This window comes from Bacteroides sp. HPS0048 (assembly GCF_964240755.1).
Classification (GTDB): Bacteria; Bacteroidota; Bacteroidia; order Bacteroidales; family Bacteroidaceae; genus Bacteroides; species Bacteroides nordii.
In genome coordinates this window covers 245,436-270,755 of the sequence record NZ_CAXSVC010000004.1, presented here as the reverse complement: position 1 = coordinate 270,755, position 25,320 = coordinate 245,436, and the positions used below count along the sequence as shown (strand labels likewise).

The following is a 25,320-nucleotide window of genomic DNA, read 5'->3' as shown; positions in this document are numbered from 1 at the left end:
ACAGGAGGGAGTAATGGATACAAAGAGAACTGTTTTTGTGCGGGGCTTGCTGATGATGTGTCTGCTTTTAATATTGCCTTACGCAAGAGCACAACATCCTTTGGTAAAAGAGCTTGACATCTTGTTGCAAGGAAAACAGGCAAAGGTAGGAGTGGCTGTTGTGTTTGAAGGGCGGGAGACATTCACTTACAACAATCCCCATCATTACCCTTTGATGAGTGTTTTTAAGTTTCATCAGGCATTGGCGGTGATGGATTATCTCGATACACGGCAGTTGCCTTTGGAAACAGAAATATATGTTCGCAAAGCAGATCTGCTGCCCGATACTTATAGTCCTTTGAGAGATGCCCGCCCCGAAGGAGAGTTTAATATCTCTGTGGGGGAATTATTGCGGTACAGCATATCGGAGAGTGATAATAACGCCTGTGATATTTTGCTTCGTTATATAGGTGGCACGGGAGTGGTCGATAAATATGTTCGCACGTTGGGTATAGAAGATTTTAAGATTGAAGCAAATGAAGAGAAGCTGAATGAAGCTTTTGAATATCAGTATCTCAACTGGACTACACCGCTTGCAGCCGTTCAGGTGATGGAGAAGTTTCGTACAGAAACATTGTTTCGGCATTCCGGATATAAAGAGTATTTAGAGAAGTTAATGATAGGAACTGTCACAGGAAACGATAAGTTAAAAGCCGGATTACCTCAGGAGGCTGTATTGGGGCATAAGACGGGTTCTTCCGGCAGAAACGAATCGGGGTTGAAAGCGGGAGATAATGACATGGGATTTGTCCGTTTGCCCGATGGGAGGCAATATAGTATAGCAGTGTTTGTGACAGAGTCCAGAGAAGATGACAAAACGAATGCAGCTCTTATTTCCGAGATATCCCGAAAGGTATATGAATATTACAATGCACCCAAAGAACGAAAAATTCCTTATACCAGCGAACAGAATTTTGCCGATACCATCCCTTTTGAATTTTCTCAGAATCGTATTTTAATTTCCGCTTCAGTGAATGGTACTGAGCGGAAATTTCTTTTTGATACCGGTGCTTCCTCTTTGCTTCTGAATAAAGAGTTGTTAAGTGGTGAAGATACTTATAGAGGAGATAGTGCACGTGATGCCAACGGCGTACGTATCGCTGTAAACATGGCAAATGTAAGGGAGTTGCGTTTAGGAAACCTGCATTTCAATCATTATCCGGCTACCCTTTGGGATATGAATGAGAATAGTCTTTTCAACTGTGAAGGAGTAGACGGGCTGATAGGAAGTGAGATTTTGCAGAATTTATCGGTTAAGATAGATACCAGAAACCAACGGCTGATCCTGACAGACAGGAAAAATCATTTTAAGGCAGAGAAAGGAAAACGGAGACGGATGAAGGTGATAGCAAACTGCCCCCTTTTGGATATAAAGCTATTCCGTAGATTGCAGGAGACCGGAGTACTTTTTGATACGGGAGCTCCGGAACTTTATGACCTCTGCGATGAGGTATTTATTCTATTGAAGAATCGTATGCCTAAAAAGATAGAACGGTGTGTGACGGACTGTGCTTATGGAGCTTCTTCTATTGGCATAACAGGTGCTGGCCGGGATACTTTGCGTTATCGTTTGAGGTTTGACTGGATGAAGATCGGTCCGGTCACTTTCAGGAATGTGATGACAGAAACACATACAGGGGTTACTTCGCGTGTCGGAGCCGGTTTGCTTAACTATGGGCAGATGATTCTTGATTTTCCCCGAAAGCAATATCTTTTCATACCGTATGACGGTATTTCGTCAGTAATACTGCCTGATACCGGTGTTTCCGGCATTTCATTTATCCCCGAAGAAGGCCGGATCAAAATCGGGTTGGTGTGGGAAAACTCAAAGGCCTACCGGATAGGAGTACGAAGAGGATTCGTTGTGAAAGAGGTCAACGGATATAATGTAGAAGATGACTTTTGTGCTTTGTTGAAACTACGTAGTTCGCGGGCAAAGTCACTCAAGGCAGTCGATTTGCAAGGAAAAGAGCAACTTTTCCTGTTTTCTGAAGAATAATTCTTATCTTTCGGAGGTAAAATAAGGGATTTTCGTTGATGTGGAAATGAGTTAATAAACTTGATTATGGAAACTACAGTGTTGATTACAGCTTTCATCCTCATTGGGCTCGGGGTACTCGTAAAGCGCTTCCCGATTCTTATTGCAGGATATAATACAATGTCTAAAGAAGAGAAAGAAAATGTAGATGTCAAGGGGCTGTCTACTTTTATGTGTTATAGTCTGGTGGGAATGGGAACCGTACCTTTACTTACTTATTATGCCTGCCTTGGGGTAGGGCATGCAGACTGGGCCAGTTATTGCATTCTTCTGCCTATACTCTATATTCCGTATCTGATAATCAAGGCAAATAAATTTGATCATAATCCTCCCAAGAAAAGTACGAAGTATGTGGTTGCTATTAGTGTGCTTACTATTGCGGTGATTGCTGCATTTATAGCATATGGTATGAATCCGGCAACTATAAAGATAAAGGAGGATAAGCTGATTTTTACGGGAATGTATGGTACATCCAGAACCCTGGAAGAGATAACCGGGATTTGTTTGATAGACTCTCTTCCCGATATCGGGCTTCGTCTTAATGGACTTTCTATAGGTGGTATAAGTAAAGGGTGGTTCAAGCTGAAAGACGGAGGCAACTGTCTGTTATTACTCTCTTCGCACAGCAAACCCTATATCATGTTTAAGGAGAATACAGGTAAGGAGATATTCTTTAATTCGAAGAACAGTGAAATCACAGAAGCTTTGTATAAGGAGTTGAAGAAATGGATCCATTAAAAGTAGATGATAAGGTTTGTAAACAGGGGCATGAATTAACAATGTTAATGCCTTTTCGGAATCCTATTTCTCATACCGATAGAAGTACGTACTTTTAAGATGTAAGAATACGTATTTTACCACGGAAAAAGTACGTATTTAATTGCCCATTAAGTACGTACTTTGGGTGTTTTAAAGTACGTACTTTTGCTTCCAATAAATAGTATTCTAAAACGCTGAAAATGAATGATGTGTTTCCTTCTCTTTAATCTTTTTCCTGTTGCCCTCTTTTTTATCTTCGTTTTAGCAAACCCACTTACTTATTATTTTGGCAACTATCTTTTATAAACATCTCTCCCTGTTATCGCCTGCTGAACCTTCCCGTGCGGGAAGCACAAAAAATCCTCCCCGGCAAGCCGGAGAGGACCTTATAGTTTTAATCCCATTTTGGTGAATTTGCTTACTATTATTCAGCAGCTTCAGTAGCAGGAGCCTCTTCTGCCGGAGCAGCAGCTTCTTCTGCAGGTGCTTCAGCAGCAGCCTTTTCTGCAGCTTCAGCCGCTTTCTTTTCTGCCAATGCTTTCGCTTTTGCTTCGTTTACTTTCTTTTCAGCTTCTAAACGTGCTTTTGCTTCTGCTTTTTTAGCTTCATCTTCTTTAGCTTTCAGAGTAGCAAGTCCTGTCTGCTTGTTATTTTTCCAAGCTTCGAATTTTGCTTCAGCTTCAGCTTCGCCAAATGCACCTTTAGCTACACCGCCAAGGAGATGTTTCTTCATGTAAACACCTTCGCGAGAAAGGATGTTGCGTACAGTATCGGTAGGTTGTGCACCTTTCAATACCCATGCCAATGCAGCGTCGAAATTCAAATCTACTGTAGCAGGATTGGTGTTCGGGTTGTAAGTACCAATCTTCTCTGTAAATTTACCATCACGTGGTGCTCTGCTGTCTGCAATTACAATTGAATAAAACGCGTAACTTTTACGTCCGTGTCTTTGCAATCTGATTTTGGTTGCCATTTTAAATAAATGTTTTTAATTAATGATTTGAATTAATGCTACTAACTCGTAATAGCGGGCGCAAAGATACGGTTTTAGTTTGAACTGGCAAAGTATCTTACTGATTATTTGCAATATGCGGATTCTGATGTAGGGCTGTATTTATCTTTTTTGATATTCCTGTGGTGTCATTCCCGTTCTTCTCTTGAAGAATTTACAAAAGAAAGAGGGATTGGGGAAATTCAATTCATCGGCAATTTGATAAACCATTAAGTTACTATGTTTTAGTAAGACTTGAGCTTCGAGCGTGACGGCCTGATTAATCCATTCCATTACCGTCTGTTGGCTTACTTGTCGTATGACGGTATTCAGATAACGAGGGGTAAGGCAGAGTTTATCTGCATAGAAACTTACGGTACGTTCTTTTTTATTGTACTCGTTGACCAGAGCAATAAACCGGCGGAATAATTCTTCTTGGTGTGAGGGCGATTGGTTAATGCTGCTTTGGTTCTTTTTTTGTATATACCTTATATTATATAGAAGCGCTGTAAGCAGATGTTGTACTACTTCTTTCCGGAAAGTGGATTCTTGTACTGTTTCCCAGATCAGTGAGAAGTACATTCCCGTTTCGTTCCATTCTTTATCTGTCAGTTTTATCACGATACCTTGTTTCATATATGAATCGGTCAGATCTTCTCTGTGTGGAACAGACAAAAAGTTGTTGCTTGCTACAATCACTTGAAAATCATAGTCGGGAGAAAAGCTTATCACCTGAATGATAGAGTCCGGTGGGGTGACAATTATCATTTCCGGAAAAGCATCGTATTCTATCAGATTGACGGATATACGGGCCCTTCCTCGTAAGGCACGGATAATCCGTCCCTCTTTGGTGCGGTAGGGTTGTCCTATTTTAAAGAGATAACTATCTAATCCGGCAAAACTAATGACGATACCAAAATCGGGGTTTATATACCTATACTCATTGTTACGTGCAATTTGGGTATGTTTTAGTAAGTCGAGTGCCAGTTCGAGAGGCTTATTCTTTTCTTCCATAACAGACAGGAGTTGTTGTATTTTTCACAAAGATACAATATGAAGATAAGACTACATTGTAATCTACAGGTGAATTTTATTCAAATCTGTTCATTATCGAACTAATGGGACATCATTGCAAACTATTGGAACCTGGTTGCATGTTCTATTTACCTATCTTTGCAGAAAAGAAATTAATAGAGAAGAAGAATATGAAACGAATGATTCTTTCATTATCATTTCTGCTGGCTGTATCGTGTATGTACGGACAGATAACTTTGGAAGAGTGTCGGCAGAAAACGCAGGACAACTATCCGTTAGTGAGGCAGTATGGTCTTATAGAAAAAACTAAAGAGTATAATCTGAATAATGCTTCGAAAGGATATCTGCCGCAGTTTGCCCTTTCGGCAAAGGCCAGTTATCAGAGTGATGTGACCGAACTTCCTGTAAAAATTCCCGGAATAGATATTAAAGGTCAGCCCAAGGATCAGTATCAGGTGATGTTAGAGCTGAAACAGAACATTTGGGATGGTGGAGAGATACATACTAAAAAAGAGATGACCCTTGCGTCTTCTGATGTGGAACGGGAGAAGTTGAATGTAGATATGTATGCTCTGAATGAGAGAGTAGATCAATTGTATTTCAGTATTCTCTTGTTGGATGAACAGCTTATACAAAATCAGCTTTTGCAAGACGAACTGGAGCGTAGTTTCCGGCAGATCAGTGCTTATATGGAGAATGGAATAGCCAGTCAGTCTGATCTTGATGCTGTGAAAGTGGAACAGTTGAATACCCGGCAGAAGCGGGTGGAGCTTTCCGCTTCGAGACAGGCCTATGTACAGATGTTAGCCTTACTGACAGGGGAGGATCTGACGGAAAATACCACGTTGAAGAAACCTGTGGAAAGTGAGGTATCTCCTCTGGGAGATATACGTCGTCCGGAATTGATATGGTTTGATGCACAAAATCAACGCTTGCAAATACAGGAAGAAGCATTGAAAACAGGCTATATGCCTCGTTTCGGGCTTTTTGTGCAGGGAGCTTATGGTAACCCCGGATTGAATATGCTGAAAGATGAGTTTTCTCCTTTTTATGTAGCGGGAGTACGGTTGTCGTGGAACTTCGGGAGTTTATATACACTGCGAAATGATAAAAAGCTGATATCGACCAATAAGCAGCAATTGCAAAACAACCGGGATGTCTTTCTTTTTAATACCCGCCTGCAAGCTACCCAACAAAACAGTGGTATTGTTTCTATGCGGAAACAGATGCAGGATGATGAAGAGATTATTCGTCTGCGCACTAATATCCGCCTGGCAGCTGAAGCAAAAGTGGCAAACGGTACACTGACTGTTACGGATCTGTTACGTGAGATTACTTCAGAGAGTATGGCACGGCAGACCAAAGCTCTACACGAAATTCAATTGCTGATGAATATCTGGAAACTAAAATATACCATTAATTTATAAAATAGCCCTGTTATGAAACGAATGAAATTTATAGGATTTTCTTCCCTACTGTTCATAGCTGCTGCTTGTGGAAGCGGTAGCCCCGATTATGATGCTACCGGAACATTTGAAACAACCGAAGTACTTGTTTCTTCCGAAGCGGCCGGTAAATTATTGAGCCTGGAAGTAGAAGAAGGCACACCAGTGAAAGCCGGTCAGCAGGTGGGACTTGTAGATACTGTTCAGCTTTATCTGAAGAAGATACAATTGGAAGCTAATGTGAAGTCGGTAGAAGATCAGCGACCTGATATCCTGAAACAGGTGGCTGCTTTGAAAGAACAGATTGTCACTGCCGAACGTGAGAAACGCCGTGTTGAAAATCTGTTGAAGGCGGGAGCTGCCAATCAAAAACAACTGGATGATGCGGATGCACATCTTTCTGTACTTCAACGGCAATTGATTGCCCAGGGGTCAACCTTGCTCAATAGCCGGCAAAGCCTTACGTGGCAAAGTTCTTCAGTAGGTATTCAGGTGGCACAGATAGAAGACCAATTAATGAAATGCCATATTACATCTCCTCTTAATGGGATGGTTCTTGCCAAATATGCCGAAGCCGGTGAGCTGGCTACTATGGGGAAACCCTTGTTTAAAGTGGCGGATATGGAACAGATGTATATTCGTGCCTATATAACCTCTGAACAGCTTTCACAGGTGAAACTTGGACAGAAGGCGACTGTATTTTCAGACTACGGCAATGATACCCGGAAAGAGTATCCGGGAGTTGTTACCTGGATATCTGACCGTTCGGAATTTACCCCTAAGACCATCCTTACTAAAGATGAGCGTGCTAATTTAGTATATGCAGTGAAGATATCCGTGAAGAATGACGGGTACTTGAAAATAGGGATGTATGGAGGAGTATGTTTTAATTGAAAATGGAAAGTTGAAAGTTGAAAATGAGAGTTGAAAGTTGTGGGAAATAGAAAAAGTTAGGAGATGGAAGTAGTGGTAGATAATATAAGCAAACGTTATGGGAAGGTGGAGGCGCTTCGTGGAGTTTCTTTTGCTGTGAAACCCGGTGAACTTTTTGGACTTATTGGTCCGGACGGGGCAGGGAAGAGTACACTTTTTCGTATACTTACTACTTTATTGCTTGCCGATGAAGGTACGGCTACTGTAGGTGGAGCGGATGTGGTGAAAGATTATAAAGAGATTCGCCGGAAAGTAGGTTATATGCCCGGCAGGTTTTCACTTTACCAGGATCTGACGGTGGAAGAGAACCTGAACTTTTTTGCTACCGTTTTTCACACTACAATAGAAGAAAATTATGATTTGGTGAAGGATATCTATCAGCAGATAGAACCTTTTAAGAAACGTCGTGCAGGAGCATTGTCGGGGGGAATGAAACAGAAACTTGCATTAAGCTGTGCTTTGATTCATAAACCGGATATTCTTTTTCTGGATGAACCTACTACCGGAGTCGATCCTGTTTCCCGCAAAGAGTTTTGGGAAATGCTGCGTCGTCTCAAAGAGCAGGGTATTACTATTATAGCCTCTACGCCTATCATGGATGAAGCCCGTCAGTGTGACCGGATCGCATTTATCAACGAAGGACAAATACATGGCATTGATACTCCGGAATGTATCCTTCGGGAATTTGCCCATATCCTGTGTCCACCGGGATTGGAACGGGAGGAGTTGCGTCATAAAGGCGAAACTGTTATCGAAGTTGATAACCTCTGTAAGCGTTTTGGTACGTTTACCGCTGTAGATCATATCTCGTTTCAGGTAAACCGTGGTGAGATTTTTGGTTTCCTGGGCGCCAATGGTGCCGGAAAGACAACTGCTATGCGTATGCTTTGCGGACTAAGTAAACCGACTTCCGGTAGTGGCAGGGTAGCCGGATTTGATCTTTTCACTCAGTCTGAAGAAATTAAGAAAAATATAGGCTATATGAGTCAGAAGTTTTCTTTGTACGAGGATCTTAAAGTCTGGGAAAACATCCGTCTTTTTGCCGGTATATATGGTATGAAAGAGAGGGAGATAGCTAATAAAACCGATGAGTTATTGGAACGTCTTGGTTTTACTGCCGAACGTGAGACGCTTGTGAAAAGCCTTCCCCTGGGATGGAAACAGAAGCTGGCCTTTTCAGTCTCTATTTTTCATGAACCGAAGATTGTTTTTTTAGATGAACCGACCGGAGGAGTAGATCCTGCTACCCGCCGTCAATTCTGGGAACTCATTTATCAGGCTGCCGACCGTGGTATAACCGTCTTTGTTACCACTCATTATATGGATGAGGCTGAGTATTGTGACCGTGTTTCTATTATGGTGGATGGACGTATTGAAGCTCTTGATACTCCTCGTGAACTCAAAGAGAAGTTCCATGCGCAAACAATGGATGACGTATTTCAACAATTGGCTCGTAAGGCCGTTCGTAAAGCAGATTAAATTATGAAACAGTTTTTTGCCTTTGTAAAAAAAGAATTTTATCATATTTTCCGTGACCGGAGAACGATGCTAATCCTTTTGGGTATGCCTGTCGTTCAGATTATCCTCTTTGGTTTTGCTATCTCTACAGAGGTGAAAAATGTGCGGGTGGTGGTGCTTGATCCCAGTAATGATGTGATGACTCGTCGTATTGTAGACCGTATCGGTGCCAGCGAATACTTTAGGATGGAGCGCATGATACACTCTCCGGAAGAGTTGGAAGCGATTTTTCGTGAAGGAGATGCCGATCTGGCCATTGTATTCAGTACCCGTTTTGCTGATGGCATTTATAGCGGTGACTCACAAATACAGCTTGTGGCCGATGCTACTGATCCCAATATGGCAACTACCCGAACGAACTATGCTGCCGGTATCATTGCTTCCGTACAGCAGGAAATGCTGCCTCCGGGCGTGTCGGTTGCCACTATTGTGCCGGATGTGAAATTGCTCTATAATCCGCAGATGAAGAGTACTTATAATTTTGTGCCTGGTGTGATGGGGCTTATACTTATGCTGATTTGTGCGATGATGACTTCCATTTCGATTGTTCGTGAGAAGGAAACCGGTACGATGGAAATTTTGCTGGTCTCTCCGGTGAAACCGCTTTTCGTTATTTTGTCAAAGGCAGTACCTTATTTTGTATTGTCGTTCATCAACCTGGTCACTATTCTGTTGCTGTCAGTTTATGTACTGCATGTGCCGGTAGCAGGCAGCCTGTTTTGGTTGATAACGGTGTCTTTGTTATTTATATTCGTGTCGTTGGCATTAGGGCTACTCATCTCTTCTGTGACACGGACACAGGTGGCTGCCATGCTTGCTTCGGGGTTGATACTGATGATGCCGACAATGATTCTTTCCGGTATGATTTTTCCTATAGAGAGTATGCCGTTGGTGTTGCAGATTATTTCTGATATATTGCCTGCCCGTTGGTATATTCAGGCTGTTCGTAAACTGATGATTGAAGGGGTGGATATTACGCTGGTTTTGAAAGAAGTAGGCATTCTGGCATTAATGGCAGCAGTACTGATAACGATTAGTTTTAAAAAGTTTAAAAATAGATTGGAATGATAGATCAACCAGGGAGAATTAACCAATATAATTAACCAACTAAAACGTGCCAGCCAATTGGTACATTATCACATTGGCATATTGACACATTATTGAATATGATAAAGTTTCTCATAGAAAAAGAATTCAAGCAGTTGTTTCGCAACTCCTTTCTTCCGCGTCTCATACTTGTTTTTCCTTGTATGATTATGATTCTGATGCCTTGGGCTATGAATCTGGAGATACGGAATGTTTCTCTCAATATTGTAGACAATGATCATTCTGTTACTTCTCGCCGGTTGGTTGATAAGATTTCCGCTTCTACTTATTTTCGTCTGACAGCGCTTCCTGATTCCTATGATGAGGCGCTAAAGAACGTGGAAGCTGGTGATGCCGATATTATTCTTGAAATCCCGCGTGATTTTGAAAAGGATTGTACTGTAGGGCGTAGTCCTCACGTTCTCATTGCTGCTAATGCAGTGAATGGTACCAAGGGGGGGCTTGGCGGCTCTTATCTATCTATTATCATTCAAAGTTATGCTTCTGAAGTAGTGGCGCTTCCCGTACGGGGAGATACGCCGGGCGATGTAAGTGGCATGGCGAATTCCCAACTTTCAACTCCCGGCTCTCAACCTTCAACTAACTACACAACTCTCAACTTATTCAATCCTAACCTTAATTATAAATTGTTCATGATCCCGGCCCTTATGGTAATGTTGCTTACCCTTATTTGTGGCTTTTTGCCTGCTCTCAACATTGTCAGTGAGAAGGAAGTTGGTACTATTGAGCAAATAAATGTTACGCCAGTAGGTAAATTTACTTTTATTCTGGCAAAGCTCTTTCCGTATTGGCTCATTGGTTTTGTGGTACTTACCATTTGTTTCATTCTGGCCTGGTTACTTTACGGTATCTTGCCTGTCGGACATTTTCTTGTAATTTACTTTTTCGCTATTCTTTTCGTCCTTTCCATGTCCGGATTGGGACTGGTTATCTCCAATCATTCTGCTACCATGCAACAAGCTATGTTCGTTATGTGGTTTTGTATGCTAATTCTTATTCTTATGAGTGGGTTGTTTACTCCTATTAGCAGTATGCCGGAGTGGGCGCAGGCGATTACTATCTTCAATCCGTTGAAGTATTTAATGCAGGTAATGCGTATGGTTTATCTGAAGGGGAGTGGTTTTACAGATATGTTACCACAACTGGGAGCATTATTGGCATTTGTTTTATTTTTTAATGTATGGGCTGTACGAAGCTATCGAAAGAGGGTATAGGGCCGCACTTGTTTTATATGAGAGGCGCGATTATAAAAAAACAGTTTCCCTTTTGGGTGGGAAACTGTTTTTTATTTAATTCTGTTGTAAAGTTTGTCTTATGATTATTTTATTTCGATGGTTCTTTCAGGTTTCTTAATCTCTTCTTCGCTAAGCTTTGGAAGTTCGATGGCAAGAACACCATTTTCAACCTGAGCTGAAATCTTTTCTTTGTCTACGTTATCAGGCAAAATCATTGTTTGCTGGAACTTGGAGTATGAGAACTCACGGCGCAGATAGCGACCGTCTTTCTTTTCTTCCTTGTTTTCTGTTTTCTTCTCCATAGAAATAACGAGATTATTATCTTCATCGATACGGATGTTGAAATCTTCCTTCGTCATACCCGGAGCAGCCACTTCTACTTTGTATTCTTTTTCTGATTCGATTACATTAATAGCAGGTGCAGTAGCATTTGCTTTTACCATCCATTCATTATCAAAGAAATCGTTAAAGATACTTGGTAACCAGTTCTGAGTTCTTCTAACAGGCATCATAATTTTAGTCTCCTATCTTTTAGTTAAACATTCGGTTAATTAATGAACTTCCGTTCCGTTTCCGGAACCGTTGTTCATTAATAATTAGACAAAACATGTGCCAGGGCATTTTTACTCTTATATTTGACTATTTGTCAGAATTGGAGTGCCAAAGTTTCGCTGTTTATGCCATAATGTTACTTGTTTTTGTTTATTTTATATAAGATAGATAGATTTTTGGTTTTTCTCCTATTGTTTTATTAGCTTAAACCGTATCCTTAGTACTTTTTTTTCTTCATCATAGTCGTGACTGATGATTTTGAATGTATCTATTTCAGAGGTATTTTCTACATGTAGTCCGATGCAGGCACAAGCATCATAATCTCCTATACGGACAATGCGTAGAGTTTCACTTGCATCTTCCGGCAGCTTACTAAGGTCTACGATGTCTTTAGCTTCTTCTTTGGGCATGAATTCAATTGTTACAGGGAGATGTTGATTGATAACTTCATTTACTTTATCTTCTATAGCCTGTATTTGTTCATCAGTAGGGCAGGAAGAAAGTTCGTAGTCACATTTACTTTTTTTCTTTTCTATGTGAGCCGTTCGCGAGCGTGGACAGCCAAAAGTTTTCACCATGGTTGCGTTCAGAATGTGTTCTACTGAATGCATAGGAGGATACTCCTGCTTATTGTGATCGTTGAGCTGAGGTTGTTGTTCCATAATTATTTTAATAGTTTTTTATTCTTGGTATCTTCAACTTACAAATTCTATATATTGATTTATAGTTTTATTTGAATGAAACAATCTGTGTATTTTATCAATAGAAGTATGTTAGAATACATTTTGTCTTATTATAATCTTGATAAAGCTTTGAATTTTATTTATATGATAATACTTGGCTGTTTGGAGGAAATATCTGTATTGCAAATGTATTACTATTTTTAGAGAAAGCAAACGTATAGACATAAAAAAAGGAGCAACGCCTTGCTCCAACCTTTGTTAACCTTAAATCTAATACTATGAAAAACACATTGCAAATGTACGGGTTTTCCGGATATTAGCAAATTTAGGGGAAGAAAAAATATGTTTTATAACATTGATTAATACTTTTCTTATTGAATTCAATTTTTATTAAGAGTTTCTGCTTATTCCTCCCACTTCTCTTTCATAAGATCTTCCAGTTTCAGCAATTCGTCACGATATTGCGCTGCTTCTATGAATTCCAACTTCTTGGCAGCTTCCTGCATTAACTTGCGTGTACGGTCTATACTCTTTTGCATTTGAGCTTTAGTCATATATTGGATGATCGGATCAGCAGCCACATTGGGGCTCGATGGTTCTATATAGACTTGTTTCTCTTTCAGTATTTCCTCGGTATTGTTTCCACCGAATACTGCGAGATTACGTGCTTTCTTTATTTGTTGTGGGGTGATGCCATTTGCTTCATTATAAGCAAGCTGCTTTTCCCGGCGTCGGTTGGTTTCATCAATTGTCAACTGCATACTTTCCGTCATCTTGTCTGCATACATGATTACTTTTCCGTTTACGTTTCGGGCAGCACGTCCGGCAGTTTGTGTCAGAGAACGATGGGAGCGCAGGAAGCCCTCTTTGTCTGCATCAAGGATGGCAACCAGAGATACTTCTGGTAAATCAAGTCCTTCACGCAAGAGATTTACGCCGATCAATACATCGTACACACCTTGGCGAAGGTCATCCATAATTTTCACACGCTCAAGTGTATCTACATCGCTGTGGATATAATTGCATCGCACATTGTTATTAAGCAAATATTCTGTTAATTCCTCAGCCATGCGCTTGGTTAAAGTTGTCACGAGAGTACGCTCTTCTTTTTCGATACGTATCTGAATTTCTTCCATAAGATCATCTATCTGATTGAGGCTGGGACGTACCTCAATCACAGGGTCAAGCAGACCGGTAGGTCGGATTACTTGTTCTACAATGATACCTTCGGACTGTACCAGTTCGTAATCGGCCGGAGTCGCACTGACATAAATAACCTGTTTGGCCATTTCCTGGAACTCTTCAAATTTAAGAGGACGGTTGTCCATCGCCGCAGGTAGGCGAAAGCCATATTCTACCAGATTGATTTTCCGGGCACGGTCACCACCATACATGGCACGTATCTGTGGGACGCTAACATGGCTTTCATCTATAACGATGAGAAAGTCATCCGGGAAAAAGTCGAGCAGACAATAAGGACGGGTACCGGCACTGCGACCATCAAAATAGCGTGAATAGTTCTCAATACCGGAACAGTGTCCCAGTTCACGAATCATTTCCATATCATACGTCACCCGTTCGTAAAGACGCTTGGCTTCATATTCTTTTCCGATAGATTCGAAAAAGGCTACTTGCTTGGTGAGGTCATCTTCTATCTCGTGAATAGCACGTAGAGTTGCCTCTTTGGTTGTCATGAATAAGTTAGCCGGGTATATTTTGTATGATTCAAAAGGAGCAATTGTTATGCCTGAGATCGGATCTACTTCTTCAATTCCATCAATTTCATCTCCCCAAAAAGTCACTCGCAGGATGTTGTCGGAATAAGCCAGATAAATGTCTACTGTATCACCTTTTACACGGAAGTTACCACGATTCAGATCCAGGTCATTGCGTACATAAAGGCTGTCTACAAGCCGGCGTAGGAATACGTTACGATCCAGCATACGCCCCCGTTCCACTTCTATTACGTTGTCATAGAAGTCGGATGGATTTCCCATACCATAGATGCATGAAACAGAAGAAACTACCACTACATCTTTACGTCCTGAGAGTAGGGAAGAAGTGGCGGCCAGCCGTAGCTTATCTATTTCATCATTGATGGCAAGATCTTTTTCGATATACGTATCAGAACTGGGAAGATAGGCTTCCGGCTGATAATAATCGTAGTATGAGACATAATATTCCACAGCGTTGTTGGGGAAAAATCCTTTGAATTCACTGTATAGCTGGGCAGCCAGCGTTTTGTTGTGGCTCAATATCAATGTAGGCTTGTTGATATTAGCTATGACGTTGGCTATAGTAAATGTCTTTCCTGAGCCCGTTACACCCAATAGGGTCTGGGCAGGTAATCCTTGTTTTATACCTTCGGTTAATTGGGCAATAGCCTCAGGCTGGTCGCCTGTAGGCTTATAGGCGGATGTTAATTCAAAATTCATGTTTTTGTTTTAAAAGGGGGAGCAATATTCGGGAAAATAGTTGAGATAAACAAATTGTTTTTCCAAATAAATCCTTTACTTTGCAACAGTTTATTATAAAACATCGCTGGAGTTGATGTGAAGTGGTTTAAAAGAAGGTTGGCGGAGAGGTAAATCAGCAAAGAAATGAAGCTCTGAATTATCTCATGAATCGTTTTTTCTCCTTCTAAATGGATGACTGTAAAGCACTGGTAATCAACGCTTATAAAAGTGTACACTTTGGTGGGTCAATATTGTACACTTTTGTATGGCAAGAGTGTACATTGTTGTGAGGTAAAAGTGTACACTTTATTATTTCCTGTTTGATTTAGCCGAAATTTACTCATTATTTATTTAATTCCATCAGCGAGTTGTATAAAGGAAAAACAGATTAATACAAATATAAATACAACGAGAAACATGATTTGGAACGAAAGTATCGAATGCATGGACCGTGAGAGTCTTCGCAAAATCCAAAGTATACGGCTCAAAAAAATTGTGGAGCACGTTTATCACAACACACCCTTTTATCGGAAAAAGATGCAGGAGTTAGGAATTACTCCGGATGATATTAACAGCATTGATGACATTGTAAAATTACCGTTTACCACCAAGTATGATTTGAGAGATAATTATCCGTTCGGATTATGTGCGGTTCCAATGAGTCAGATTGTGCGTATTCATGCCTCTTCAGGGACAACGGGTAAACCGACTGTCGTGGGATATACCCGCAAGGACTTGTCGTCGTGGACGGAATGTTTATCACGTGCCTTTACTGCTTATGGAGCTACCAGCTCGGATATTTTTCAGGTATCTTATGGCTATGGTTTGTTTACCGGTGGACTGGGGGCTCATGCCGGAGCTGAGAATATCGGAGCATCGGTTATTCCCATGTCAAGTGGTAATACAGAAAAACAAATTACTCTGATGCATGACTTTGGCTCTACTTTGTTGTGTTGTACGCCTTCTTATGCGCTTTATCTGGCGGATGCGATTAAAGATTCCGGATTGCCCCGTGAAGAGTTTAAGCTGAAAGCCGGTGCTTTCGGAGCTGAGCCGTGGACGGAGAATATGCGTCGTGAAATAGAAGAAAAACTGGGCATTAAAGCTTATGATATATATGGATTGAGTGAAATTGCCGGCCCCGGGGTAGGTTATGAGTGTGAATGCCAGCATGGTACACATTTGAATGAAGACCATTATTTTCCTGAAATAATCGATCCTCATACACTGCAACCTGCTGAACCAGGACAAACCGGTGAACTTGTTTTCACTCATCTTACCAAAGAAGGAATGCCTTTATTGCGTTATCGTACAAAAGATCTTACTGCTTTACATTATGATAAATGTACTTGTGGACGTACGTTAGTGCGTATGGATCGTATCCTGGGACGTAGTGATGACATGCTTATTATTCGTGGAGTCAATGTATTCCCAACTCAGATTGAGTCTGTCATCCTTGAGATGCCGGAATTCGAACCACATTATCTGTTGATTATTGATCGTAAGAATAATACGGATACGATGGAGCTGAAGGTGGAAGTTCGTGAAGACGCTTATTCTGACGAGATCAATAAAATGCTGGCATTGAAGAAGAAACTTACTTCTCGTCTGCAGAGTGTATTGGGATTGGGAGTAGATGTGAAGCTGGTTGAACCGCGTAGTATTGAACGTAGCGTAGGCAAAGCGAAGAGAGTGATTGATAATAGAAAATTGTAAGTTGTAACTTTTTAAATTTCAAATATTATGGTAGCAAAACAACTTTCTATCTTTTTGGAAAATAAGTCTGGCCGTTTGACGGAAGTGACTGAAGTGCTGGCGAAGGAAAATATAAATCTTTCTGCCTTGTGTATAGCTGAAAATGCAGATTTTGGTATTTTGCGTGGTATAGTATCTGATCCTGACAGAGCTTACAAGGCTTTGAAAGAGAATCATTTTGCTGTGAATGTAACAGAGGTGGTAGGCATTAGTTGTCCTAATGTACCGGGTGCACTTGCCAAAGTACTGCGATTTTTATCTGATGAAGGAGTATTTATTGAGTACATGTATTCGTTTGCCAATAACAATACGGCAAATGTTGTGATTCGTCCTAATGATATGGAGAATTGTATTCGCGTACTCACAGAGAAAAAAGTAGATTTGCTGGCAGCAAGTGATCTGTATAGGCTTTAGGAGGTAGAAATAGGAGTTAGAATTTAGTAGCTAGTAGATAGAATCCTTGCGGCATACAGCTAATCTGCATAGATTCTAACTACTAACTACTAAATTCTAACTCCTATTTTATATTAAAAAACATTGATTAATTGGTTTATTCCGCATGATTCTGTAACTTTGCGCATTATTTAAAATAGGATGAAGAAGAATATTATTATAACTCTGCTTGCAGCCGCTACGCTTTCCTCGTGTGGAGAGTACAATAAGTTGCTAAAAAGTACCGATTACGAATATAAGTATGAGGCGGCAAAAAACTACTTCGCTAAAGGTCAATATGGGCGTTCTGCTACATTATTGAATGAGCTGATAACCATCTTGAAAGGTACTGATAAAGCAGAAGAATCTCTTTATATGTTAGGTATGAGTTATTATAATCAGAAAGATTATTCTACTGCTGCCCAGACATTTATAACCTATACCAATACTTATCCGCGTGGCACATTTGCTGAATTGGCAAGTTATCATGCAGGTAAAGCGCTTTATTTGGATACCCCGGAGGCACGTCTGGATCAGTCTGGTACTTATACAGCTATTCAGCAGTTACAGACATTCCTGGAATATTATCCTGCAAGTTCTAAAAAACAAGAAGCTCAGGATATGATTTTTGCTCTTCAGGATAAGCTTGTTCTGAAAGAATTCATGTCTGCTAAATTGTATTATAATTTGGGTAATTATATGGGTAATAATTATGAGTCGTGTGTAATCACTGCTCAGAATGCACTAAAAGATTATCCTTATACTGATTATCGTGAGGACCTCTCTATTCTCATTCTTCGTGCTAAATATGAAATGGCTATTAATAGTATAGAAGAGAAAAAGATAGATCGTTATCGCGAAACTGTCGATGAATATTATGCTTTTAAGAATGAGTTTCCGGAAAGTAAATATCTGAAGGAAGCTGAAAAGATATTTAACGCATCAACCAAAGTAATTAAAGATTAAATTATAAATAGATTTATGGATTACAAAAAAACGAATGCTCCTACTAACACCGTTACGCGTGACATGATGGAATTGTGCGCTGATACAGGTAATGTTTACGAAACAGTGGCTATCATTGGTAAACGTGCCAATCAGATTAGTGTGGAGATCAAAAGTGATCTTTCCAAGAAGCTGGCAGAGTTTGCTTCTTATAATGACAACTTGGAAGAAGTATTTGAGAATCGTGAACAGATCGAGATTTCTCGCTATTATGAAAAATTGCCGAAACCTACATTGATTGCTACACAAGAGTATATCGAAGGTAAGATTTACTATAGAAATCCGGCTAAGGAAAAAGAAAAACTACAGTAAAAGAAGCTGTAAAAAGAAAGCAAGAAGTTAAGAATAGAATAACGTAGTAAGAATTAAGTAGTCAAGTAGTAAGTAGGAAGAGTGTTCTTATTATTACTTGACTATTTTTTTACTGTCGGCTATTTTTTTTATTATCGTTATAAACTTTAAAACTACTAAGACAATATGATTCAACGTATTCAGAGTATTTATTTGTTACTTGTTACAGGCTTGTTGATAGCAAGCATGTGCTTGCCTGTGGGCTCTTTGATTGATTTTAATGGGGCAGTAAGTGTTTTTAAACCGCTCGGACTTACAATGGGGGATACATTTCAGTCTACATGGGGGCTTTTTTGTATTTTAATGCTGGCTGCTATTGTTGCATTTGCTACTATCTTTCTTTTTAAGAATCGCATATTGCAGATCCGTATGACTATATTCAATAGTTTATTATTGGTAGGATATTATATGGCTTTCTTTGCTTTCTTCTTTGTGCTTCGCAGCGATGAAACTTCTTTTCAATTTCATTGGGCGTTGTGCTTTCCGTTGATTGCCATTATTCTTAATTATTTAGCCATACGTGCAATTGGTCGTGATGAAGCAATGGTGCATGCTGCTGATCGGTTGAGATAAATCAAATCATACAAATAGTTGCATACTTCATAAAAAGATGCCACACTGTTCTACAAAACGGTGTGGCATCTTCTTTTATAAGTAGTCTGATATTATTAAAATCTCTGATAATCTTAAAGAGTATATATCTTTATTTCTTCAAATCAAACAGATAAGTCAGCTTTATTGATATGGTACTGTGAGCTGCACGGTCGAAATCATCTTTTTTGCTGGTGTGATAGAAATCGGATAATGCAAAGTAATATCTTCCTTCTAACAGAAAACTACCGGCTTTTTTACTTCTTACTTCAAGTCCACCTCCTCCGGTTATTCCATAGTCGAATTTGTTTTCTATCTTTTTTCCATATTCTTTTGCACTGGCAATTTGTTCGGCCGTCCATCCGCTTGCCTTTTCTGATTCACCTATTAAAAAGCCTACCTGTGGCCCTAAGTTGATAAAAAACTGTACGCCGTAATCTTTACCAAATGCCAGATGGGCTAAAAAAGGGATATCGATGTAATTCATACTCCTACTATAACTTCGACTAAGGTCTTTAGTACCGTCGGATAATTCGAAAGCCTCTTCCCAGCCTCTTTGTGAAAAGTTTAGCTCAACCTGTGCACCGCAAATCATAGCAAAATATTTCTCAGAGATATAACGGGCAGTCAGTCCGCCTGTGATTCCCATGGGCATACTTTGCTTTATCTTTCGTTGAAAAGAGACTTTGTTGAGATTGACACCACCATTTATTCCGATAGCAAAATTATGACGCATTTCGCCAATCTGTGCCATTGCCGGAAAGGCAATGCCTATTAGTAACACAGCTGTTATGATTGTTGTTTTTATATGTGTCATCTTATTCAAAGTCAAGCTTTACTAATTCAAAGTTCTTTGTAAAATGAACAAAGAATACTTTCTTGTTGATGAAACCTCCCCAGTTGTTCACCCGTTGAAATTTAAATCCGGTTTGTATAGGAGTCAGATCCATTTTAGGTAGATTCTTTTCCAGTTCGGAACCATATCTGGATAATCCTTTCAGGAAGAAGAATCCCGTATCAAATCCTAACATTCCGTATTGAGGGTAATTGATGGCCATATCTTTGCTATACCATTTGTGATAAGAGTTAATGAAGTTGATAGCTGCCGGAAGCATATTGTTTGTATAAAACGAAGAGTAAAAATATGTATCCAGCTCAAAGAAACTGTCCAGGTGATCTTTTGTATAAGTCTGCCATTCCGGGTAACCAAAAAGGTGTACGTTAGCGTCCGGGTTCTCTCTCACCAGTACAGTTAGCTGTGGAATGATTTTAATGAGTGTCACATCACTGCCAGATGTAGGGATAAAAATATTTTCTTTATCACTGCGTAGAGCTTCCTTCATCGCTTGTGCTGTGGCTGACTCGGGGAGTGTCTTTACCGGAATTCTTTTGTTTGCCAATTCCTGTTTTAGTCCTTTGATAAATTCTGTTTTATCTTTATCTACTGCCGTAGCTTCCAATATGATTATATTGGCATTGGAGAACTGGCGTATAAAGTGTTCATATACCTCTGAATACAGATAAGACTGTGGAGTATTAATCTGATAAATAAAGGGATTGCTAAACACCTCCTCTTCTTTCGAAGAGAAAGGAATAACCATACGAATATCATGTTTCTTAGCAAAGGCTGCCAGTGTTTTTGTGTGCTTTGATTGTGACGGGCCAAAGATTATATTCATTTTTTTCATTTCATCTTTGGCAAGAATGTTATTTAGAGAAGCATTGTCGTCTCCACAATTATAAGCATAAAGATCAATGGAAGTGCCTGTACGTTTCAGGCTGTCTACAGCAAGAAGGAATCCTTCGTAATATTCAACCATGCGCTTATCTTGAAGGAAAGGCAATAATATGGCTGCTTTTATAGTACTTATTTTTTCCGGTGCTTCTTTACTGGCCAGGAATAGTTCCTTATCAGTAGGAGGAGTTATGTCTTTATTCTCCTGAGGTGTTACAGGCTTTGCCGAAGGGTAGGGGATGCAAAGGAACTGGCCTTTTTTCATCCCTTGTTTTAGCTCCGGGTTGGCATCAATCAGTGCCTGTTCGCTGATACCGTATTCTCGACTGACGCTAAAAATGGTTTCACGTCGTTTTACCTTATGCATATCTTTGCATCTGGATTGAACAGGGCCTTGAATGGTGGCAGTCGATGGAGAAGTTGCCATAACATTTTGAGTCAAAGGAGTGGCAGTCGTTTGTGCAACTTCTTCGGCGGAAGGAATACGGATCACTTGTCCGATACGGAAATTTTCAGCACTTAGTCCGGGGTTGGCTTCACAGATTGCTTTAGCCGATACATTATATATTGTAGTTAGTTTATATAAAGTTTCCCCAGCTTCAATGGTGTGGAATTTCTCATCTTGTTTTGATGCTTTTTGTTTCTGAGGAATCCGGATTGTTTGTCCCGCATAGATTTTCTCTTCACATCCCGGATTTAGCTGTATGATATCTGATTGACTGACTCCATACATGCTGGATATGGAATATAAACTTTGTCCCTTTTCAATGGTGTGAAGGAAGTAAGATTGATTCTCCTGAGCATGAAGGCTCATACAAGAAATGCTTATAAAAAACAGAAGAAAGAGTATTCGGTTTATTAAGGGTCTCATCAATTTTTAAACTATTAGTTCTTAAAATCAGGCAACAAAGGTACAAATTCTGATATATATCTGCCTAATAATTGAGTTAAGAAAATAATATTGTGTTTCTTTAAGACCATAATTCAAGTGGAAACATTAATTTTGCAGATGTTATGTCACTACACAGATTATCTTATATAATATTGTTCTGTCTTGCCTTTCCTTTTTCAGAGAGTTGGGCACAGATTAAGTTAAATCCTGTGGCTATATTGCTACTGGAGAATGGTACTGATCCTACAGAGCCTAAGACACTTGAGGCCGGTGGGGAACCGTATGTGGGGTCGGCTCCACTTAAATTTCGTTTTGTGGCCAATATTGAGTCTCCTTCTCCAACATTACGTTATGAATGGAATTTTGCATCTGATGAGGAATTTAATGATCCTATAAGCGGGTCACCACGTTATGAAGAAGAAACCATTTTTGATTTTGTTACTTCGGGGACATTCTATGTCAGGTTACAGGTGAGTGATACGGAAACAGAAGACGGACCAACTTCGATATCAGATGTGTTTATCATTCAGGTACCTGAGTCGGAATTGAAAATACCTAATGCTTTTTCACCTAACGGAGACGGTATTAATGATATTTTTAAAGTGAAGTATAAATCACTTGTTAGTTTCGATGCTGTTGTGTTCAATCGCTGGGGACAGAAGTTGTATCAGTGGGGATTGACGGACATTGATAAGGGATGGGATGGAACATCCCGTGGGCATCAGGTGCCTGTAGGCGTGTATTTTATCGTAGTAGAAGCACGTGGTGCGGACGGAGTAGTGTATAAGCATAAAGGAGATATAAATATACTGAGGTAAAAAGGATATGCAGGAAACAGAATATATAAATGTATACGGTGCGCGTGTACATAATTTGAAAGATATTGATGCTGAAATTCCCCGTAACAGTCTGACAGTTATTACCGGATTGAGCGGAAGTGGTAAATCTTCTTTGGCATTCGATACGATATTTGCTGAGGGACAACGACGTTATATTGAAACCTTTTCAGCTTATGCCCGTAATTTTTTGGGTAATCTGGAGCGTCCCGATGTAGATAAAATAACCGGATTGAGTCCGGTGATTTCCATAGAACAGAAAACAACAAACAAGAATCCCCGCTCTACAGTGGGTACCACAACGGAGATTTATGATTATCTCCGTTTGCTCTATGCCCGTGCCGGAATAGCTTACTCTTATCTCTCAGGAGAGAAAATGGTGAAATATACCGAAGAGCAGATACTTGACCTTATTTTAGGAGATTATAAAGGAAAGAAAATCTATATGTTGGCACCGTTGGTGCGTGCCCGTAAAGGACACTATAAAGAACTGTTCGAACAAGTACGTAAGAAGGGGTATCTTTATGTACGTGTAGATGGTGAGGTACGTGAAGTGACGCATGGTATGAAGTTGGATCGCTACAAGAATCATGATATTGAAGTAGTGATTGATAAGATGATAGTGGGCGATAAGGACGATAAACGTCTGAAACAAAGTGTTGCCACAGCAATGCGTCAGGGTGACGGATTACTAATGATATTGGACGTCACTACCGGAGAACTCCGTCACTATAGTAAGCGTTTGATGTGTCCCGTAACCGGACTGTCCTACCGGGAACCGGCTCCGCATAATTTCTCTTTTAACTCTCCGCAAGGAGCCTGCCCAAAGTGTAAGGGACTTGGAGTAGTGAATCAGATTGATGTCGATAAGGTGATACCTGACCGGAACATGTCTATCTACGAAGGTGCTATTGCTCCATTGGGCAAATATAAAAATGCAATGATATTCTGGCAAATCGGTGCATTGCTTGAAAAGTATGAAGCCACATTGAAAACTCCGGTTAAAGATTTACCGGAGGATGCTATGGATGAAGTGCTGTATGGATCGGATGAACGAATTAAGATAAAGAGTTCGCTCATTGGCACCTCTTCTGATTATTTCGTGACGTATGAGGGTGTAGTGAAGTATATCCAGATGTTGCAGGAGAAAGATGCTTCGGCTACAGCTCAGAAGTGGGCAGAACAGTTTGCCCGTACTACCGTCTGTCCTGAATGCAAGGGAGCGAAACTTAATAAAGAGGCATTGCACTTCCGCATTCATGATAAGAATATCAATGAACTCTCCAATATGGATATCAGCGAGCTTTATGACTGGTTGCAGAAGGTGGATGAGTTTCTGTCTGATAAACAAAAGAAGATTGCAGCCGAGATATTGAAAGAAATTCGTACACGCCTGAAATTCCTGTTGGATGTAGGGTTGGATTATCTATCTCTCAATCGTAGTTCGGTGAGTTTATCGGGTGGTGAGAGTCAGCGTATTCGATTGGCAACACAGATTGGTTCGCAGTTAGTGAATGTGCTTTATATTCTGGACGAGCCGAGTATCGGACTTCATCAGCGGGATAATCTGCGTCTGATTAACTCATTGAAGGAATTGCGCGATATGGGTAATTCTGTGATTGTGGTAGAGCATGACAAAGATATGATGTTGGCTTCTGATTATGTGATTGATATGGGACCTAAAGCGGGTCGTCTGGGTGGTGAAGTGGTATTTGCCGGCAAGCCACAGGAGATGTTACAGACGTCTACATTAACTTCGCAATACCTGAATGGTCAGCAAAAGATAGAAGTTCCTGCCAAACGTCGTCCCGGTAATGGTAAGTCATTATGGCTTCGCGGTGCAAAAGGAAATAATCTGAAGAATGTGGATGTGGAATTCCCATTGGGTAAATTGATTTGTGTGACCGGTGTATCGGGTAGTGGTAAATCTACGTTGATAAACGAAACATTGCAGCCTATTCTTTCGCAGAAGTTTTATCGTTCTCTTCAGGATCCGTTGGAATATGGTTCTATTGAAGGATTGGAGAATATTGATAAAGTGGTCAATGTAGATCAATCGCCGTTGGGACGTACACCACGTTCCAACCCGGCTACCTATACAGGTGTTTTTTCTGATATTCGCAATTTGTTTGTAGGATTACCGGAAGCAAAGATACGTGGTTATAAGCCGGGACGTTTCTCGTTCAATGTGTCTGGCGGACGTTGTGAAGCGTGTTCCGGGAATGGTTATAAGACAATTGAAATGAACTTTCTGCCGGATGTATATGTACCCTGCGAAGTGTGTCATGGCAAACGTTACAACCGCGAAACTTTGGAAGTACGTTTTAAAGGAAAATCCATAGCCGATGTGTTGGATATGACTATCAATCGTGCAGTTGAATTCTTTGAAAATGTGCCACAAATTCTGAATAAGATAAAAGTGATACAAGACGTTGGTTTGGGATATATTAAGTTAGGGCAGTCGTCAACTACACTTTCCGGTGGTGAAAGTCAGCGTGTGAAGTTGGCTACCGAACTCTCAAAGCGTGATACCGGTAAGACACTTTATATCCTTGATGAACCTACCACCGGACTGCATTTTGAAGATATCCGTGTGCTGATGAATGTACTGAATAAGCTTGTAGATAAGGGAAATACGGTTATTGTGATAGAGCATAATCTGGATGTAATAAAGATGGCAGACTATATCATTGATATGGGCCCGGATGGTGGAAAGGGAGGAGGAAAACTTCTCAGTTTCGGTACGCCTGAAGAGGTTGCGAAGAGCAAGAAAGGATATACGCCGAAGTTTCTTCGCGAGGAACTTTCCCTTTAGCAAGGAATACCGTTTCCGGTAGCGGATTTTACCGGATTTGCACGTCTGTTGGTGGTGAAGAAAGCTAAAAATACATACCCTAAGATGAAGAATCAATTATTTGTTTTATCGTTGTTA

At 40.3% G+C, this 25,320-nt stretch carries 21 protein-coding genes; 14 read left to right on the top strand and 7 right to left on the bottom strand.

Features of this window, described 5'->3' with window-relative positions:
* Positions 1-13 precede the first annotated feature (13 nt).
* Both bla and ACESQI_RS05375 read left to right on the top strand, forming a co-directional pair.
* Positions 14-2,038, top strand: coding sequence for a class A beta-lactamase, subclass A2 (gene bla, locus ACESQI_RS05380; protein ID WP_373125535.1), 2,025 nt, complete (start codon positions 14-16; stop codon positions 2,036-2,038).
* A 66-nt stretch (positions 2,039-2,104) separates the two neighbouring features.
* A complete protein-coding gene (locus tag ACESQI_RS05375; RefSeq protein ID WP_002562660.1) occupies positions 2,105-2,815 on the top strand; it encodes a DUF3784 domain-containing protein in 711 nt (236 codons plus the stop codon).
* A 445-nt stretch (positions 2,816-3,260) separates the two neighbouring features.
* Here ACESQI_RS05375 and ACESQI_RS05370 read toward each other — a convergent pair whose 3' ends face one another.
* Together ACESQI_RS05370 and ACESQI_RS05365 are read right to left on the bottom strand one after the other, a co-directional pair.
* Entirely contained in the window at positions 3,261-3,809 is a 549-nt protein-coding gene (locus tag ACESQI_RS05370) for a 30S ribosomal protein S16 (RefSeq protein WP_002562659.1), read from the bottom strand.
* Between the two features lie 141 nt (positions 3,810-3,950).
* Positions 3,951-4,841 (bottom strand): helix-turn-helix domain-containing protein, encoded by an 891-nt coding sequence (locus ACESQI_RS05365; RefSeq protein WP_256143583.1) that lies wholly within the window; start codon positions 4,839-4,841, stop codon positions 3,951-3,953.
* 191 nt (positions 4,842-5,032) lie between these two features.
* Between ACESQI_RS05365 and ACESQI_RS05360 the strand changes: the two genes are divergently transcribed.
* The 5 genes from ACESQI_RS05360 (at position 5,033) to ACESQI_RS05340 (ending at position 11,079) form a co-directional block, all read left to right on the top strand.
* Positions 5,033-6,289 carry a TolC family protein gene (locus tag ACESQI_RS05360; RefSeq protein ID WP_256143582.1) on the top strand — a complete coding sequence of 419 codons (1,257 nt, stop codon included), beginning with the start codon at positions 5,033-5,035 and terminating at the stop codon, positions 6,287-6,289.
* Positions 6,290-6,301: 12 nt separating this feature from the next.
* Positions 6,302-7,201, top strand: a complete 900-nt coding sequence (locus tag ACESQI_RS05355) for an HlyD family secretion protein (RefSeq protein ID WP_195661275.1) — start codon at positions 6,302-6,304, stop codon at positions 7,199-7,201.
* A gap of 63 nt (positions 7,202-7,264) precedes the next feature.
* Complete coding sequence (locus ACESQI_RS05350) at positions 7,265-8,719, top strand: ATP-binding cassette domain-containing protein (RefSeq protein WP_373125534.1); 1,455 nt, start codon at positions 7,265-7,267, stop codon at positions 8,717-8,719.
* 3 nt (positions 8,720-8,722) lie between these two features.
* On the top strand, positions 8,723-9,826 hold the full coding sequence (locus tag ACESQI_RS05345) for an ABC transporter permease (protein WP_373125533.1): 1,104 nt from the start codon (positions 8,723-8,725) through the stop codon (positions 9,824-9,826).
* A 98-nt stretch (positions 9,827-9,924) separates the two neighbouring features.
* Positions 9,925-11,079, top strand: coding sequence for an ABC transporter permease (locus ACESQI_RS05340; protein WP_256143578.1), 1,155 nt, complete (start codon positions 9,925-9,927; stop codon positions 11,077-11,079).
* A gap of 104 nt (positions 11,080-11,183) precedes the next feature.
* Here the strand turns inward: ACESQI_RS05340 and ACESQI_RS05335 are convergent, their stop codons facing one another.
* From ACESQI_RS05335 to uvrB, 3 genes are all read right to left on the bottom strand, one after another.
* Entirely contained in the window at positions 11,184-11,612 is a 429-nt protein-coding gene (locus ACESQI_RS05335) for an Hsp20/alpha crystallin family protein (RefSeq protein ID WP_025867749.1), read from the bottom strand.
* A 228-nt stretch (positions 11,613-11,840) separates the two neighbouring features.
* On the bottom strand, positions 11,841-12,314 hold the full coding sequence (locus tag ACESQI_RS05330) for a hypothetical protein (protein WP_256143577.1): 474 nt from the start codon (positions 12,312-12,314) through the stop codon (positions 11,841-11,843).
* A 425-nt stretch (positions 12,315-12,739) separates the two neighbouring features.
* Positions 12,740-14,770, bottom strand: a complete 2,031-nt coding sequence (uvrB, locus tag ACESQI_RS05325) for an excinuclease ABC subunit UvrB (protein ID WP_002562649.1) — start codon at positions 14,768-14,770, stop codon at positions 12,740-12,742.
* 438 nt (positions 14,771-15,208) lie between these two features.
* Here uvrB and ACESQI_RS05320 point away from each other — a divergent pair, with 438 nt between their 5' ends.
* The 5 genes from ACESQI_RS05320 (at position 15,209) to ACESQI_RS05300 (ending at position 18,907) form a co-directional block, all read left to right on the top strand.
* The gene (locus ACESQI_RS05320; protein ID WP_256143575.1) at positions 15,209-16,507 is read left to right on the top strand and encodes a phenylacetate--CoA ligase family protein; all 1,299 of its coding nucleotides are present in this window, start codon (positions 15,209-15,211) and stop codon (positions 16,505-16,507) included.
* Positions 16,508-16,534: 27 nt separating this feature from the next.
* The gene (locus ACESQI_RS05315) at positions 16,535-16,960 is read left to right on the top strand and encodes an amino acid-binding protein (protein WP_373125532.1); all 426 of its coding nucleotides are present in this window, start codon (positions 16,535-16,537) and stop codon (positions 16,958-16,960) included.
* 180 nt (positions 16,961-17,140) lie between these two features.
* A complete protein-coding gene (locus ACESQI_RS05310) occupies positions 17,141-17,944 on the top strand; it encodes an outer membrane protein assembly factor BamD (RefSeq protein ID WP_007485988.1) in 804 nt (267 codons plus the stop codon).
* Between the two features lie 15 nt (positions 17,945-17,959).
* Positions 17,960-18,295 (top strand): DNA-directed RNA polymerase subunit omega, encoded by a 336-nt coding sequence (locus tag ACESQI_RS05305; protein WP_002562645.1) that lies wholly within the window; start codon positions 17,960-17,962, stop codon positions 18,293-18,295.
* Between the two features lie 165 nt (positions 18,296-18,460).
* Positions 18,461-18,907, top strand: a complete 447-nt coding sequence (locus ACESQI_RS05300) for a DUF4293 domain-containing protein (protein ID WP_007485986.1) — start codon at positions 18,461-18,463, stop codon at positions 18,905-18,907.
* Positions 18,908-19,037: 130 nt separating this feature from the next.
* On the opposite strand, the gene ACESQI_RS05295 is transcribed toward ACESQI_RS05300, so the two are convergent.
* Together ACESQI_RS05295 and ACESQI_RS05290 are read right to left on the bottom strand one after the other, a co-directional pair.
* Entirely contained in the window at positions 19,038-19,742 is a 705-nt protein-coding gene (locus ACESQI_RS05295; RefSeq protein ID WP_195661278.1) for a porin family protein, read from the bottom strand.
* A gap of 1 nt (position 19,743) precedes the next feature.
* Positions 19,744-21,531 carry a LysM peptidoglycan-binding domain-containing protein gene (locus ACESQI_RS05290; protein WP_373125531.1) on the bottom strand — a complete coding sequence of 596 codons (1,788 nt, stop codon included), beginning with the start codon at positions 21,529-21,531 and terminating at the stop codon, positions 19,744-19,746.
* 230 nt (positions 21,532-21,761) lie between these two features.
* On the opposite strand from ACESQI_RS05290, the gene ACESQI_RS05285 reads away from it, so the two are divergent.
* Both ACESQI_RS05285 and uvrA read left to right on the top strand, forming a co-directional pair.
* Positions 21,762-22,370 carry a gliding motility-associated C-terminal domain-containing protein gene (locus ACESQI_RS05285; RefSeq protein ID WP_373125530.1) on the top strand — a complete coding sequence of 203 codons (609 nt, stop codon included), beginning with the start codon at positions 21,762-21,764 and terminating at the stop codon, positions 22,368-22,370.
* A 7-nt stretch (positions 22,371-22,377) separates the two neighbouring features.
* Positions 22,378-25,203, top strand: coding sequence for an excinuclease ABC subunit UvrA (gene uvrA, locus ACESQI_RS05280; RefSeq protein WP_007485982.1), 2,826 nt, complete (start codon positions 22,378-22,380; stop codon positions 25,201-25,203).
* Positions 25,204-25,320: the final 117 nt, after the last annotated feature.